A 14,680-nucleotide genomic window follows, 5' to 3' on the forward strand; every position below is an offset into this window, starting at 1 on the left:
GGGCGCTACACCCCCGCCCGGTGCCCCTTCGGCTCGGCCGGCGCCAGCGCGGCCTTCGTCACGTCCGCGACGAGTTCCACCACGTCGGGCCCGTACGCCTGCGAGTTGACGACCTTGAGCAGCAGGCAGAACTGGCCGTCGGCGCCGTGCTTGCGGGCCAGCCGCGCCCGGTTGCGCACCAGGTGCCGTACGGCGGCCCGGTGGGTCACCGGGCGCTGCCCGGCCGCGAGGAAGACCGGGCGGCCGCTCTCGACGGCGGTGAGCCGGGCCAGCAGCACGTACTCCACCGCGCCCGGCTCCATCCGGTACGTCGAGCCGCCGACGGCGAAGGTGCCGCGGCCGATGCCGTGTTCGTCGCCGGGGTGGACGGCGACACCCGGCAGCAGGTTGGCCAGGTGCGCCGCGAGACGCCGGTGCGCGGTCGGGTCGCCCACGCAGAACTCGGTGCGCGCCCCGAAACCCTGGAGCCCGGTGTCGTGCGGCGCGACCTCCACGTGCGCGCCGCAGGTCTCCACCACCGAGGCCAGGCCGAGCAGCGCGAGCGCGTCGTGCCGCGGGATGCTCCAGTGGGCCGAGGTGCTGTCCCGGTGGGTGACCAGCACGCATTCCGATCCGTCGGGCAGCCCGAAGAAGCTCTGCTCGCGGTCCAGCTTCCGGCGCGCCACGGCGGCGTGCGCGGCCCAGCCGGCCGCGGCGCCCACGACGAGGGCAGCCGCCGCCACGGTCACGAGGAGCAGGGAGTCGTCCATGGCGGGGGAGCGTAGCGGCTGTCCGGGAGTGTGTTCGAACGCGGGGCGGGCGGCTGGGCGGCCTTGCCCGGGTCCGTACGGGCATACGGGACAGCGCCCGCTATAGGGCACCCCGTACCGTTGCGCCCCGGCGGACGACTCGGCCGTTCGCGCCCCTTTCGCGCCCCGCACTCGCGCCCTCTGTCGCCCCCTTGATCACGCAGGTAGGCTCCGGCCTCTGCCGCCCGAACAGGCCAGGAGGGAACGCCGTATGACACCTGCCCGACGTCTTTCCGCGCTGGGGGTGGTCGCCGCCCTCGCCGGCTCGCTGACCGCCGTCCCGGCCTCGGCCGCGTCCCCGGCCGCCACCGCGCACCCGCCGACGGCCGCTCCGGCCAAGACCCCGCCGAAGGTTCCCGTGGCGACCGGTTACGGCGGCGCGGTCTCCAGCGTGGACGCCGACGCCTCCGCCGCCGGTGTCGAGGTGCTGCGCAAGGGCGGCAACGCGGTGGACGCCGCGGTCGCCACCGCGGCGGCCCTCGGCGTCACCGAGCCGTACTCCGCCGGCGTCGGAGGCGGCGGCTACTTCGTCTCGTACGACGCCAAGTCCCGCACCATACGCACCCTCGACGGCCGGGAAACCGCGCCGCTCAGCGCGGACCGCGGCCTCTTCCTGGAGAACGGCAAGCCGATCCCGTTCGCCGAGGCGGTCACCAGCGGCCTGTCCGTCGGCACCCCCGGCACGCCCGCGACCTGGGACACCGCGCTGGAACGGTGGGGCACCCGCCCGCTGCGCGAACTCCTCAAGCCCGCCGAGAAGCTCGCCCGCGACGGCTTCGAGGTCGACGAGACGTTCCGGTCGCAGACCGCCGCCAACGAGGCGCGCTTCCGCGACTTCCCCGCCACCGCCCGCCTGTTCCTCCCCGGCGGCAAGCTGCCGGTCGTCGGCTCCATCCTCAAGAACCCCGACCTGGCCCGTACGTACAAGGAACTGGGCGACAAGGGCGTCGACGCGCTGTACGACGGGCAGCTCGGCAAGGACGTCGTACGGACCGTCCGGCAGCCTCCGGTGCGTCCCGGCGCCGAGCGCAAAGTGCGGCCCGGGGACCTGACGGCGAAGGACCTGCGGGAGTACGAGGTGCGGCGCCAGGCGCCGACCAGAGCCCGCTACCGGGGCCTGGACGTGTACGGCATGGCGCCCGGCTCCTCCGGCGGCACCACCATCGCCGAGGCGCTCAACATCCTGGAGCACAGCGACCTGTCGAAGCTGAGCGAGAAGGAGTACCTGCACCGCTACATCGAGGCGAGCCGCATCGCCTTCGCCGACCGCGGGCGCTGGGTCGGCGACCCGGAGTTCGAGGACGTGCCGACGCGCGGCCTGACCTCGCAGCGCTTCGCCGACTCCCGGGCCTGCCTGATCAAGGACGACGCGGTGCTCACCAGTCCGCTGGCGCCCGGCGACCCGCGCGACCCGCGGCCCTGCCAGGCCGGCGGGCGGGCCGCTCCGACGACGTACGAGGGCGAGAACACCACCCACCTGACCGTCGCCGACAAGTGGGGCAACGTCGTCGCCTACACCCTGACCATCGAGCAGACCGGCGGCAGCGGCATCGTCGTACCGGGCCGCGGCTTCCTGCTCAACAACGAGCTGACGGACTTCTCCTTCGCCCCGGCGGACCCGGCCGTGCACGACCCGAACCTGCCGGGTCCCGGCAAGCGCCCGCGGTCCTCGATGTCCCCGACGATCGTGCTGCGGGACGGCCGCCCGGTGGTGGCGCTGGGCTCGCCCGGCGGCGCGACGATCATCACGACCGTCCTGCAGAGCCTGCTGAACCACCTGGAACGCGGCATGCCGCTGGTCGACGCCATCGCCGCCCCCCGCGCCAGCCAGCGCAACGCGGCCGCCACCGAGCTGGAACCCGGCCTGTGGGACAGCCCGGTCCGCGCCCGGCTGGAGGCCATCGGCCACCGGTTCACCCGCAACCCGGAGATCGGCGCCGCGACCGGCGTGCAGCGCCTGCCGGACGGACGCTGGCTGGCGGCGGCGGAGAAGCAGCGGCGCGGCGGCGGGTCGGCGATGGTGGTACGGCCCAAGGGGTGAACGGACCAGGGTGAGCGGGCCAAGGGGTGAGCGGGCCAAGGGGGAACGCGCCAAGGGGGAACGTGCCAAGAAGTGAACGGGCCCAGGGGTGAGAGGGCCGAGAGGTGCGGCGGGGCCGGGAGCGGTGCGGGCTCCCGGCCCCGCCGCGCCCTGCCGTAACGGGGTGTAGCGGAGCATAAGGGCGTTAAATAACCGTACGATAGGTTTTCCGGGTGAACGACGACCTGAACGACCACCCGCCCCCTCCCCGGACGGCGACCTGGACGTGGACGCCTTCGCCACCGCGGTCGAGTGCTTCAACCGCTTCTACGTCCGGCTCCCCACGCCGGAGAGACTCTCCCTGACGACCCTGTCGGTGCTGGACACCCTCGCGTACGCGGAAGGGCCGCTGCGGCTGACCGAACTGACCAGGACCGAGCAGGTCAGCCAGCCCGGCATCACCCAGCTGGTCACCCGGCTGGAACGCGACGGCCTCGTCGAACGCCGCCCCGACCCCAGCGACGGACGCGCCGTCCTCGTCCGCATCACCGAGGCGGGACGGCGCGTCGGCCGCACCCGTCACACGGACCGGACGCGCCGCCTGGAACCGCTGGTGGCCCAGCTGACCTCCGGGCAGCGGCAGGCGCTCGCCGACGCGCTGCCCGCCCTGACCCGCCTCGCGGAACTGGGCCGGCACCGGTCGTGACGCCGCGGGCGCGCCGTTGAAGCGGGTGCGCTCCGGAAGCGCGTGCGCCGTTGAAGCAGGCGCCGCCCCCGGTTACCGTCGAAGTCGTTCGTTCGAACGAACAGTGCCGGCAAGGGGAGCCATGGGCTTACGCGACGACGACGGCAGGGAGTACGAAGGACTGGCCGAGCAGGCCGCGGCGCTGGCGGCGGGGCAGGTGTCCTCGGCCGAGCTGGTACGGCGGTCGCTGGCCCGCATCGACGCCACCCAGGAGACGGTCAACGCCTTCCGCCGGGTGCGCGCCGAGGCCGCGCTCGCCGAAGCGGCCGCGGCCGACCGGCGGCTGGCCGCGGGCGAGCGGCTGCCGCTGCTCGGCGTGCCGGTCGCGGTCAAGGACGACACCGACGTGGCGGGCGAACCCACCGCGTTCGGCTGCGCCGGGGAGTTCCCGCCCAAGTCCGCCGACGCCGAGGTCGTACGGCGGCTCCGCGCGGCCGGCGCGGTCGTCGTCGGCAAGACCAACGCGTGCGAACTGGGCCAGTGGCCGTTCACCGAAGGACCCGCCTTCGGCGACACCCGCAACCCCTGGAACCCGGGCCACACACCCGGCGGTTCGTCGGGCGGTTCGGCCGCCGCCGTCGCCGCGGGCCTCGTCCCGGCCGCCCTCGGCACGGACGGTGCCGGCTCGGTCCGCATCCCCGCCGCCTGGACCCACCTCGTCGGCATCAAGCCGCAGCGCGGCCGGATCTCCACCTGGCCGGACCCGGAATCCTTCCAGGGCATCACGGTGCTGGGCCCGCTGGCCCGTACGGTCCGGGACGCGGCACTGCTGCTCGACGCCGCCGCCGGCAACCATGACGGCGATCTGCACCGGCCCCGCCCGGTCGCGGCCCGCGCGGCGGCCGGCCGCGACCCGGGACGGCTGCGGATCGCGCTCTCCTGGAAACCGGCCTTCACCGGTACGCCCAAACCCCTCCACCCGGAGGTACGGTCCGCCGTCACCGCCCTCGCCCGCACCCTCGCGGGCCTCGGCCACCAGGTCGAGGAGGCCGAACCGGACTACGGGCTGATCGGCCTCGCGTTCGTCCCACGGGCGACGACAGGCGTACGGGAATGGGCGGCGCGGGCGCCCGACCGCGCGCTGCTGGACCGCCGGACGCGCGACGCGGCCCGGCTGGGACGGCTGCTCGGCGGCTCCGTGCTGCGCCGGGCGCGGGCGGCGGAACGACGGCAACACGGGCGCGTGGGCGCGCTGTTCGGCCCGTACGACGTCCTCCTGACGCCGACCACTGCCGCGCCCCCGCCGCGCATCGGCACGCTCGCGCGGATGAACGGCTGGCAGACGGACCGCGCCATGATCGCCGCGTGCCCGTACGCCTGGCCGTGGAACGTCCTCGGCTGGCCGGGGATCAGCGTCCCGGCCGGGTTCACCGCCGGTGGCCTCCCGCTGGGTGCCCAACTCCTCGGCCCCGCCCACTCGGAGCCCCTGCTGATCTCGCTGGCGGCCCAGCTGGAGGCGGCGGCGCGCTGGTACGAACGGTGGCCCGAGGCGGCGGCGGTGGAGAGTGGGGCGGAGAGCGCGATGACGGTGCCCGCGACGGACGGCGGCACGGGGAAGCGGGGGCGGGCGCGGATGCGGGGTCTCCATGGGGTGGCCGGCCGGCTCCGGGCGGCAAGTGGGTCCGGGCCCGCGGATACGGTGGGCGGGCCCGGGACTGCGGACACGGTGGGCCGGTGACGGCGCGCGGGGCCGGGCCGAGACGTACGGAGGCCGGGGCGCGCCGCGCGGAGGGCGGGACGGGCCGCGCGGAGGCCGGTTCGCGCCGTACGGAAGCCGGTCCGGCGCGGGATCCGGCTCCCGCCGGCGCGCCGAACCGGGCGGGAGACACCCGGCGTTGCATCATCGGCGCCGTCCTGCGCATCATCGGCCGCGACGGGGTCGCCGCCGTCACCAACCGGCGCATCGCCAAGGAGGCCGGTGTCTCGCTGGGGTCGGTGACGTACCACTTCGCGACCCAGCACGACCTGCTGCGGGAGAGCCTGCTGCGGTTCGTCGCCGAGGAGACCCGGCGGTTCACCGAACTGGCGGAGGACAGCCGCCTCGACCGGATCGGGCTGCCCGAGGCCGCCGCCCTGGTCGGCCAGGTCGCCGGCGGTACGGAGTTCGACAGCGAGCACATCGCGCCGTTCGAACTGTACGTCCAGGCGGGCCGCGACGAGCGGCTGCGGGCCGCGGCCGCCGAGTGCTTCGCCGCGTACGACCGGCTCGCCGCCCGCATCCTGACGGCCCTGGGCGTCGCCGACGCCGAGCGCCTGGCGGGCACCGTGGTCGCGCTGGTCACGGGGCAGCAGCTGCGGCGCCTGGCCACCGGCTCGACCGCCGAGGACCTGGTCGACGCCTTGCTGCTGCTGGCCAGGGGCGCGGCACCGGCGGTTCCCGCCTCCGTCCCCGCGACGCGGGACCGTGGCGTCTGAGTACGCGTACTCATGACCGGCAGGGCGCGTACGGGCACAATCTGCCCTTGTCCGCCGTGCCCAGCCGTATCGGAGTGACCTGTGAGACGCCTGGCCGCAGCAGGAGTGGTCGCGGCCGCTGCCGCGCTGCTGACGCTGACCGGTTGCGGCACCGAGCGCGCCGCCGGTCCGGAGCGTACGGCAGGCTCGGAGGGCACCACCAGCCCGGAGCCCGTCACCAGCTCCCGTCTCTTCCGAGACGTCGCCGCCCGCTGTGCGGGCGCTTCCACCCAGCGTCCGAGCCTTCCGGCGGATGAGCCACCGGGCAACGCCGCGGTGGACCCCGAGTCATCGCGCTACTGGGAGAACCACGGCTACAAGAGGACGGCGCGGCTCACGCCGAACGCCCGCTGCCGGGGCACCGCGCACGCCGAACGCATCACCGCCGAGCTGCGGAAGGCCGGCCCGTCCGGAGTACGGAACGAGGGGGACCTCGCGGCGGTGCTCGAACGGCTCGCCTACCCGGAGGACGTCACCGACGTGTACCGCTCGGGCGGCTCCCTCGGCTTCACGCTGTCGCTCCCGGACGGCCCGTGCCTCACCGGCAGTCTGGGCCCGCCGCTCGACATCGAGACGCACGGTGCCTACATGGAGGGCGGCTGCGCGGAGCCCCGGGGCGGCCACTGAGCCCGCGCGGGGTGCCGTGTCGCGGTCGGCCGCTACGCCTGTGAGACGCCGGCGACCGGCGTCTCACAGGCTCCCCGCCGTCCCCCGGTGCGTGAGCGCCTGACCCCCGTCCAAGCACTCACGCACCGCCCCTCGTGGGGACAGGTCTGTCCGCCCGCGCCGGGGAGGGCGCGGGGATGTGGTGAAAGTGTGCGGCTGTGCGCGCGGGCCTCAGTGGCCCATGCCGGCGCCGCCGTCCACCGGGACGACGGCCCCGGTGATGTACGACGCCTCGTCGCCGGCCAGCCAGCGCACCGCCGCGGCGATGTCCTCGGGGCGGGCCATTCTGCCCAGGGGGATCTGCTCGACCATGGCGTCCAGGCGGTCCTGGGGGAGCGCCGCGGCCATGTCGGTCCGGGTGAGGCCGGGGGCGACCACGTTGGCGGTGATGTTGCGCGAGCCCAGTTCGCGGGCGAGGGAGCGGGCCAGACCGACGAGTCCGGCCTTGGCCGCCGCGTAGTTCGCCTGGCCGGCCTCGCCGCGCAGGCCGACGGTCGAGCCGACGAAGACCATCCGGCCCTTGCGGGCCCGCAGCATGCCGCGGGTGGCGCGCTTGGCCAGCCGGTACGCGGCCGTGAGGTTGGTCGCCACGACGGCCTCGAAGTCGTCCTCCGACATCCGCATCAGCAGGGCGTCGCGGGTGATGCCGGCGTTGGCCACCAGCACCTCGACCGGGCCGTGCGCCTCCTCGATCTGCCGGAAGGCCGCCTCGACCTGCTCCGGGTCGGTGATGTCGCACGGGACGCCCAGGACGCCGGCCGGCGGCTCGCCCGAGCGGTACGTGACGGCGACCTTGTCCCCGTCGGCGGCCATGGCTTCCGCGATCGCCAGCCCGATACCCCGGTTGCCACCGGTGATGAAGACGCTGCGGCTCATGGATGCCTCTCGGTTGCTGCTGGGACGCCCGGCTGCGGCCGGCGGCGCGACGGCGGTGCGGCCGCGGGGGTGCCGCGGCGCGGGGACCCTCGCGCGGTCAGTCACTCTGACATAAACCGATTGATCGTTCTCGTCCGTTGCCGGTCACATGCGGTGACCGGCACCGGGAGTTCCGGTAGGCGGCGTGCCGGTCCGGAGAGGGGGATGGGGGGATGTGGACGTTTTGCGGTGATCTGTAGGACGGGGAGGGCGGGGAGGGCTGGGTCCGGTGCGTAGCGGCGCCGGGTTAAAGTCGGCCGTAACTTTTCGATCCCTTTACCGAATCCCGCGGGGAGTTTGGCAACACATGTCCAATAAGCACCTGCTCGGTGACTTCCTGCGCGCCTGGCGCGGCCACCGGGACCCCACGCAGGTGCCCGGTTTCACCGCCACATTCGGCCACCGGGACCGGCGCGGCATCACCCAGGCCGAGACGGCGGCGCTCACCGGCGTCACCGAGGGCTGGTACCGCAGGCTGGAGTCGGGGCGGATCGAGCGGCCGAAGGCCGAATGGCTGGAGCGCATCGTGCGCATCCTCGACCTCGACGAGGCCCAGCGGCACACCCTCTTCGTCTACGCGCGGGGCCAGGTACCGCCGCCCCTGTACCGCCCCGACGGCTCCGTCGACCCGTCCACGTCCGCGCTCATCCAGGTGCAGCCCTGGCCGGCGTACCTGTCCGACGCCTCGTGGGACGTGCTCCTGTACAACGCGGCGTGCGAGCAGGACTGGCCGTGGATGAAGCACGGCGTCAACGTCATGATCTGGGCGCTGACCTACCCCGAGGCGCGCCTCCAGCTGATCGACTGGGAGGAGTCCTGGGCCAAGCCGATGGCGTCCCAGCTCCGGCTGGCCGCCGCCGAGCAGCCGGACAACCGGAGGCTGGCGGAGGTCGTCGCCGAGATCAAGGAGCGCGACAAGGTCGCGGCCCGGCTGCTCACCGACGACCTCACGACCGTCACCCATCCGGACGGCGACCGGCGCTGGCTGTACCTGCCCGGCCACGGGGACGAGGAGTTCGAGGTCACCTTCCGCTGCTTCGCGCCGCTCAGCGACCGTACGCAGCGGTTCATGCTGGTGGTGCCGTGCGACTACCCGGCGGCGAGCTGAGCCATCCCCTCGACCAGCTCGAACGTGGTGGACGGGACGTTCTCCGCGCCCGCCTCCCGGTAGGCCGCGGCGACCGCGGTGAACAGCCGCTCGGGGTGCGCCAGGCCGCCGGCGTACTCCTCCTCGACCAGCCGGGCGGCCTCGGCCAGCTCCGTGCCCTTGCGGGCGTGGGCGGTGGCCGTGTCCATGATCCGGGACAGCCGGTCGCGGAAGGCCGTGACGCCCGCCCGGTCGGTGATCCGGCCGTGGCCGGGCACGAAGGTCGTGGCGCCGGTGGCCAGGAGGGTGTCGCAGGCGGTGACGCAGGACGTCAGCGAGCCCGACCAGACGATCATGTGGCCGCCGTCGAACAGGGCGTCACCGGTGAACACCACCCCGTCCTCGGGGACGTGCAGCGCGACGTCGCCCGCGCTGTGCCCGGGGCCGAGGTCGAGCAGCCGTACCGCGGTACGGCCGACGGTGAGCTCCAGGCTGCCGGTGAAGGTCCGGGTCGGCGGGGTGACGGTGATGCCGCCGAAGTCGAAGACGCCGAAGTGCTCGACGGCGTACGCGGTGACCGCGGTGGTCGGCTCGCTGCGGCTCAGGGCCGCCAGCATGTCCGGGGTCATCTCCTGGCACAGGTGCGCCGCGGACGCCTCGGACGTGATGATCTCCGCGCCCGCGACCAGCTCGTTGCCCCAGGTGTGGTCGCCGTTCTGGTGGCTGTTGACCACGGTGGTCACCGTCGCGTCCGGTACGGCGCCGGCGATCGCGTCCAGCAGCTCCCGGGTGCCCTCCAGCGTGAACTGCGTGTCCATCAGGAGCGCTTCGCCGTCGGACGCCACGAGCCCGCAGTTGCTGTATCCCCAGGCGGTGCTGTCGTGCGTCCACGCCCAGGTGGTGGGGGACAGCGGGACGAGGCGGGGCGTGGTCAAGGAAGGTCCATTCTCTCGTGGGCGGGCGGGCCGCTGCCGCCGTCGGCGCGGTGTACGGGCCTGGCGGTGCACCCCGACGGAAGCCCCGACGGAAGAGGTCACCCCGGCTCCGCAAGGGGCCAATGTACTCACCACCTGGGGGGAACACGCACTCAAGATGGCTGATAGCTCGCGTTACGGCTGATAGTGCCGCCCTGTGCCGGGCCCGGCCCGGCACCACGGTGATCAGTCTCACCCGCGCGCCCGGGTACGGACCGTGGCGGCGACGGCGTCAGATCACCCGGAAAAGATCGGCGACGGCGTCAGATCACCCGGAAAAGATCGGCGGCGGCGTGCACATCGGTGAAATCCTCGATGGAGCGGAGGTTGTCGCACAGGGCCTCCAGGACCGAACCGGTCCCGGCGGCGTCCGGCGCGCCGATGGCCACACCGAAGACCCGGAAGCCCAGCCGGTGCTTGGCCTCGTTCCAGCCGCGCGTCCATTCCTCGGTGACGTCGCACTCGTCGTCGGTGAGCAGCACGATGTCGCCGCGCTTGCGGGCGGCAGCGTCGAACTCGTCCTCCAGCAGGTCGCGGGCGGCCGACAGGGGCGTCTGGTAACTGGTGCCGCCGCCGAGGAAGGATTCCGCGAACGCGAGCGTCCGGTCGATGCCGGCCGGTTCGCCGGCCGGGAAGCGGAAGACCCGGAGCTTGCCGGCGGCGGAGAACAGGATGCCGACGAAGTCCCGTCCGGCGTGCCGGGCCTGGTCCAGCAGGGCCAGGGCGCACGCCTTGGACCACGCCTCCCGGGTGCCGCCGCCGGGCCCTTCCGTGTACATGGAGTGTGAGGTGTCGACGCACGCGATGATCGCGCCCTGTCCGGCGGTCTGCTCCCCCTGGCTGTCGTAGAGCATCAGCTCCCCGGCGGCGTAGCGCGCGGCGAACACCGCCCGCAGTGCGGGCAGGCCGAGGTTGGCCAGCTCGGACGGGACGACGCGGGAGAGGTCGTCGCCGAGTGTGACGCCGACCAGCTCCCCGGCGGTGTTCTCGACCTTGCGGGCCCGCTCGCCGCTCGCCATCTGCCGGAAGCGGCCGATCAGGTCGGCCCACTGGGCGAGGCGGCTGGTGCGCAGCCGCTCGGCGAGCCGGGCGCGCTCGTCGAACGGCAGCCGTTCCAGTTCGCCGGCCCCGACGCCCCAGGCCCGCATCAGCGCGGCTTCCTCCCGTACGGTCCCGGCCGCCTCCGCCACCCCGTCCCGGGCGGCGGCACGGATGCCGGGGGCCGCCGCCGTGCGGGCCTGCGCGGCGCCCTGGGCGGCTCGCTGCCCGGCGGCTGCCGCGGCCTCGGCGGCCTCGACCGCCTGCTGTACGGCGTCGGCGGCCGGGCCCGGTACGGTGCCGTCCTCGGCGGCCCCTTCAACGGCCTGCCGAAGCGCCTCGCCCACGGCGGCCGCCGCGTCGTCGGCGGCCTGCCGGGCCTGCTCCGCCCGCTCGGCCCGCGCCTGGGCGCCCCGGGCGTGCTCCAGCATCCGGCGCAGCGCGGCGGCCTGGGCGAGTACGGCCATGGCGGCGGCGTAGGGGTCGCCGGCCGTCTCCCGGTGCAGCTCGGCGAACTCCGGTGACTCCACCAGCGAGCTGACGACCTGGTGGTTGACCAGCCGGGACGGGGCCATCTCCGCGTGTCCCCGCAGCCGCGGGCCGGCCTTGTAGGCGGCCAGGAACACGTCGGCCAGCAGGTCGGCGGTGCCGTCGTGGTGCCCGCCCAGCTCCTCGGCCAGCTCGCGCAGCCCGGCCGACTGCTCGTAGGTGTCGCGCCAGGTGAACCGGTCGAACCGGTCCGCGACCACGGCCGTGGTGTACTGCCCGGACACCGCGCCGGACCGGCCCAGCCATGTCCCGGCCCGGCTCACCAGCTCGTCGAGCCTGCCCGGCGTCCCACCCATGATCCGCAACCCCTCAGAGCCGGTCCTGCACCATGCTCGCGTCCACGCCGAGAGCCTCGGTGAGGACACGGGCGCGGACGGCGCGCCGGCGGCCGGCCACCCGGTCGATCGCGGCCGTGGAGCGCCCGGCGCCCACCGCCTCCTCGCGCAGCTTCTCCAGCCGCTGACCCGCCCTGGCCAGCTTGTTGTGGGCGTTCTTGATGACCCACTCGCTCAGCGCCTCGCGGGACTGCCCGGCCATCGCGTCGAGTTGCGTCTCCAGCTCCTCGATGGCGTCGGCCAGGTCGAGCGCTTCCTTGGCGTCGGGGTTGACCAGGTGCAGCACCTCCCGTTCGACGGTCGGGCGTTCGGCGGGGGAGTCCCACAGCACGTGGGTCAGTACCGACAGGTCGTTCTCGGCGACCGCCTCGCGGCCGTCGAGGTACGCGGACGCCTGGAGCAGGCCCACCGCCTGCCGCCAGCGCCGGTCGGAGGCGACGAGTTCCTTGCGGCGCAGGGCGGCCCGCAGCGTGCACACCGCGTCCACGATCGCGTCGGGGACGTCCACGGCCGGGACCGCGACGGTCACGGCCTGCTGCAACGCGGCCAGTTCGACGGTGGTCCGCTTCGGCGCGGCGGGGCGGCGGACCGCGGAGCGGACCAGCGCGGCGAAGTTCGCGGGGTCCTCCAGGTACCCGACCTCGATCCGTACCAGCAGCCGGTCGTAGATGGCCGCCGTGTCCTCGCCCGACGGCAGCTCGTTGCTGGCCGTGATGGCCCCGATCAAGGGGCAGCGGATCGGTTCGCCGCCGCTCTCGGGGTGGTAGATCCGCTCGTTGAGGTAGCCCAGCGTCTCGTTCAGCGCCGCCGTGGAGCACTTGAAGATCTCGTCGATGAACGCGACGTGCGCGGTCGTGGCCCGGCCGTCGTACACCTGGCGGTACTCGCCCCGGGCCAGCGCGGCGACGTCTACGGGACCGAACATCCGCGTCGGCGCGGTGAACTTCGACAGCAGGATCTCCCAGTAGGCCGCTCCCTCGATCCGGCCCGTCAGCTCCCTGGCCAGCTCGGACTTCGCCGTGCCGGGCGGCCCGAGGACCAGCGAGTGCTGCCCGGCCAGCAGCGCCACCACCAGCGTCCGCACCACGTCGGCCCGCTCGTAGAAGCGGTCGGCCAGCTCGTCGCCGATCGCCCGCAGTCTCCCGGCCGTGGCCGGCGCGCCCTCCGCACCCATCCTCAACTCCCTGCCTGCGACGCCCTGCCGGGCTGACGAGACGGCCCTTGCCCCGGCGCCACGGCGAAGTGACGAGTAGCTGAGGGGACGGCGGTGACGCCGGGCTGCTCTCGGAAACGGTCCTGTGTCCGAGCAAGATAACTCGGGAGGCCGGAGGGATCTTCCGGGGCCCCGGCCGGCGCGACCGAGTGCCCTGACCGGCCCGCAGCACTCGAAGACCCGCCTGGCTTGCCGCACCCGAAGACCCGACCGGCCCAACGCCCCAGCCCTCCACCCGCCCGACGCCCCCGCCTACTCCGCCTCCCGCGCCTCCAACGCCTCGGTGGCCGGGCCTTGCAGGACCGAGCCGTCCGGCGCGAAGCGGGAGCCGTGGCAGGGGCACTCCCACGCCTTCTCCGTCGCGTTGAAAGCGACCAGGCAGCCCAGGTGGGTGCAGCGCGCCGACACGGCGTGGGCGGTCCCGTCCTCGTCGCGGTAGACCGCGCAGCGGCGGCCCCGCACCCGTACGACCGCACCGGTGCCGGGGGCGATGTCCGCCGCCGAGTCGGCGTGCGTGGAGCGCAGCCGGTCGCCGACGAAATGCAGGCCGGTCTCGGCCTGGTGCCTGAGGAAGGCGGGGGCCTCCCGTACGGCGCTCCACAGCCGGCGCGGGTCGTACAGGCCGGCCCACGGCGGCGGGTCCCCCGTGATCAGTCCGGCCAGCAGGCGTCCGGCGGCCACGCCGCCGCTCAGGCCCCAGCCGCCGAACCCGGTGGCGACATAGGTGTGCCGCGCGCCCGGGTGGAACGGGCCGATCAGCGGAACGGTGTCGGTGGCGTCGTTGTCCTGGGTGGCCCACCGGTACGCCACCTCGGTACCGGGGAAGTGCCGGTGCGTCCAGTCAGTCAGCGCCGCGAACTTCTCGCCGGCGTCGGCCGTGCCCGGCTTGAAGGTCTCGCCCGTGACGATGAGCAGCCGCCGCCCGTCGCCGTACGGCGCGGTCCGCACGGACCGTTTGCCCTCCTCCTGCGTGATGTACATGCCGCCCGGGTCGCGGCCGGCGTCGATCGGGGCGGCCACCACCACCTCCCGCCGCGGCGACAGGCGGGTGAACAGCAGGGCGCGGTCGAAGACCGGGTAGTGGGTGGCGACCACGACGTCCCGCGAGGTCACGGTGGCGCCGGTCTCCGTCGTCACCCGGCAGGGCGTCCCCTCGTGCAGGCCGGTGGCGCGGGTGCGCTCGTGGATGACGCCGCCCCGGGAGCGGAAGTCCTCCGCCAGCGCGAGCAGGTATTTGCGCGGATGGAACTGGGCCTGGTCCTCGACCCGCACCGCGCCCGCCACGGGGAACGGCAGCCCGGTTTCGGTGACGAAGGCGGCCGGCAGCCCGGCCGCGCCGGCGGCATCCGCCTCGGCGCGCAGCTGTCCGGTGCTCTCCGGGTCCCGTACGTACGTGAAGGCGGGCCCGCGCTCCAGGTCGCAGTCGATGCCGAGGAGCCGGGCGGTCTCGACGACGTGCTCGACCGCGCCCTGCTGGGACTGCGCGTAGTGGCGGGCGCCCTCGGGCCCGCGGGTGCGGCGCAGCCGGTCGTAGACCAGGGTGTGGAGCGCGGAGAGCTTGGCGGTCGTGTATCCGGTGACCCCGGCGGCGATCCGGTCCGCCTCCAGCAGGACGACACTGCGGCCACTCCTGGCCAGCTCCCAGGCCGTGCTCAGCCCGGCGATCCCGGCGCCGATCACCGTGACGTCGGCCTCGGTGTCCTCGGTGAGCGGCGGGTGGGACGTGCCGGGTGTGGTGGCGATCCAGTACGACTCGCCCAGGCCGGGCGGTCCACCATGGTCGGTCGTGCGAGAGCCGTTGTCGGTCATGCGACAGCGGGTGCCCCGCCGGGCCCGCCCGAAGCACGGCCGCGCCCCGGCTCCCCCGGACGGACCTGTGGCCGGCCGCGGCGGCGG

12 protein-coding genes are annotated in these 14,680 nt (G+C 74.4%); 6 read left to right on the plus strand and 6 right to left on the minus strand.

Annotation, left to right across the window (positions count from 1 at the left end):
* Positions 1–5 precede the first annotated feature (5 nt).
* Positions 6–749, minus strand: a complete 744-nt coding sequence (locus tag ACEXOX_RS38620; protein ID WP_406525411.1) for a hypothetical protein — start codon at positions 747–749, stop codon at positions 6–8.
* A 250-nt stretch (positions 750–999) separates the two neighbouring features.
* Between ACEXOX_RS38620 and ggt the strand changes: the two genes are divergently transcribed.
* The 5 genes from ggt (at position 1,000) to ACEXOX_RS38645 (ending at position 6,634) form a co-directional block, all read left to right on the plus strand.
* Entirely contained in the window at positions 1,000–2,829 is a 1,830-nt protein-coding gene (gene ggt / locus ACEXOX_RS38625; RefSeq protein ID WP_406525412.1) for a gamma-glutamyltransferase, read from the plus strand.
* Between the two features lie 265 nt (positions 2,830–3,094).
* A complete protein-coding gene (locus ACEXOX_RS38630; RefSeq protein ID WP_406525413.1) occupies positions 3,095–3,514 on the plus strand; it encodes a MarR family winged helix-turn-helix transcriptional regulator in 420 nt (139 codons plus the stop codon).
* 121 nt (positions 3,515–3,635) lie between these two features.
* Positions 3,636–5,231, plus strand: coding sequence for an amidase (locus tag ACEXOX_RS38635; RefSeq protein WP_406525414.1), 1,596 nt, complete (start codon positions 3,636–3,638; stop codon positions 5,229–5,231).
* Positions 5,232–5,392: 161 nt separating this feature from the next.
* On the plus strand, positions 5,393–5,968 hold the full coding sequence (locus ACEXOX_RS38640; RefSeq protein ID WP_406526605.1) for a TetR/AcrR family transcriptional regulator: 576 nt from the start codon (positions 5,393–5,395) through the stop codon (positions 5,966–5,968).
* An 81-nt stretch (positions 5,969–6,049) separates the two neighbouring features.
* Positions 6,050–6,634 carry a hypothetical protein gene (locus ACEXOX_RS38645; RefSeq protein ID WP_406525415.1) on the plus strand — a complete coding sequence of 195 codons (585 nt, stop codon included), beginning with the start codon at positions 6,050–6,052 and terminating at the stop codon, positions 6,632–6,634.
* Positions 6,635–6,844: 210 nt separating this feature from the next.
* Here the strand turns inward: ACEXOX_RS38645 and ACEXOX_RS38650 are convergent, their stop codons facing one another.
* Positions 6,845–7,549, minus strand: a complete 705-nt coding sequence (locus tag ACEXOX_RS38650; protein ID WP_406525416.1) for a beta-ketoacyl-ACP reductase — start codon at positions 7,547–7,549, stop codon at positions 6,845–6,847.
* A 346-nt stretch (positions 7,550–7,895) separates the two neighbouring features.
* On the opposite strand from ACEXOX_RS38650, the gene ACEXOX_RS38655 reads away from it, so the two are divergent.
* Positions 7,896–8,696 carry a helix-turn-helix domain-containing protein gene (locus ACEXOX_RS38655; RefSeq protein ID WP_406525417.1) on the plus strand — a complete coding sequence of 267 codons (801 nt, stop codon included), beginning with the start codon at positions 7,896–7,898 and terminating at the stop codon, positions 8,694–8,696.
* Here the strand turns inward: ACEXOX_RS38655 and ACEXOX_RS38660 are convergent.
* The 4 genes from ACEXOX_RS38660 to ACEXOX_RS38675 all read right to left on the minus strand — a co-directional run bounded on the left by ACEXOX_RS38660 (position 8,678) and on the right by ACEXOX_RS38675 (position 14,593).
* The gene (locus ACEXOX_RS38660; RefSeq protein ID WP_406525418.1) at positions 8,678–9,610 is read right to left on the minus strand and encodes an MBL fold metallo-hydrolase; all 933 of its coding nucleotides are present in this window, start codon (positions 9,608–9,610) and stop codon (positions 8,678–8,680) included. The genes ACEXOX_RS38655 and ACEXOX_RS38660 overlap by 19 nt on opposite strands.
* A gap of 302 nt (positions 9,611–9,912) precedes the next feature.
* The gene (locus tag ACEXOX_RS38665; protein WP_406525419.1) at positions 9,913–11,532 is read right to left on the minus strand and encodes a VWA domain-containing protein; all 1,620 of its coding nucleotides are present in this window, start codon (positions 11,530–11,532) and stop codon (positions 9,913–9,915) included.
* Between the two features lie 13 nt (positions 11,533–11,545).
* Entirely contained in the window at positions 11,546–12,745 is a 1,200-nt protein-coding gene (locus tag ACEXOX_RS38670; protein ID WP_406525420.1) for an AAA family ATPase, read from the minus strand.
* Between the two features lie 291 nt (positions 12,746–13,036).
* Positions 13,037–14,593 (minus strand): FAD-dependent oxidoreductase, encoded by a 1,557-nt coding sequence (locus ACEXOX_RS38675; protein WP_406525421.1) that lies wholly within the window; start codon positions 14,591–14,593, stop codon positions 13,037–13,039.
* Between the last annotated feature and the right edge of the window lie 87 nt (positions 14,594–14,680).

This window comes from Streptomyces sp. Ac-502 (assembly GCF_045222935.1).
GTDB classification, from domain to species: domain Bacteria; phylum Actinomycetota; class Actinomycetes; order Streptomycetales; family Streptomycetaceae; genus Streptomyces; species Streptomyces monomycini.

Coding starts and splice junctions, on each gene's coding strand:
- ACEXOX_RS38670 (WP_406525420.1), bottom strand. CDS start 12,745: ATGGGTGCGGAGGGCGCGCCGGCCACGGCCGGGAGACTGCGGGCGATC.
- ACEXOX_RS38675 (WP_406525421.1), bottom strand. CDS start 14,593: ATGACCGACAACGGCTCTCGCACGACCGACCATGGTGGACCGCCCGGC.
- ggt (WP_406525412.1), top strand. CDS start 1,000: ATGACACCTGCCCGACGTCTTTCCGCGCTGGGGGTGGTCGCCGCCCTC.
- ACEXOX_RS38650 (WP_406525416.1), bottom strand. CDS start 7,549: ATGAGCCGCAGCGTCTTCATCACCGGTGGCAACCGGGGTATCGGGCTG.
- ACEXOX_RS38665 (WP_406525419.1), bottom strand. CDS start 11,532: ATGGGTGGGACGCCGGGCAGGCTCGACGAGCTGGTGAGCCGGGCCGGG.
- ACEXOX_RS38620 (WP_406525411.1), bottom strand. CDS start 749: ATGGACGACTCCCTGCTCCTCGTGACCGTGGCGGCGGCTGCCCTCGTC.
- ACEXOX_RS38655 (WP_406525417.1), top strand. CDS start 7,896: ATGTCCAATAAGCACCTGCTCGGTGACTTCCTGCGCGCCTGGCGCGGC.
- ACEXOX_RS38635 (WP_406525414.1), top strand. CDS start 3,636: ATGGGCTTACGCGACGACGACGGCAGGGAGTACGAAGGACTGGCCGAG.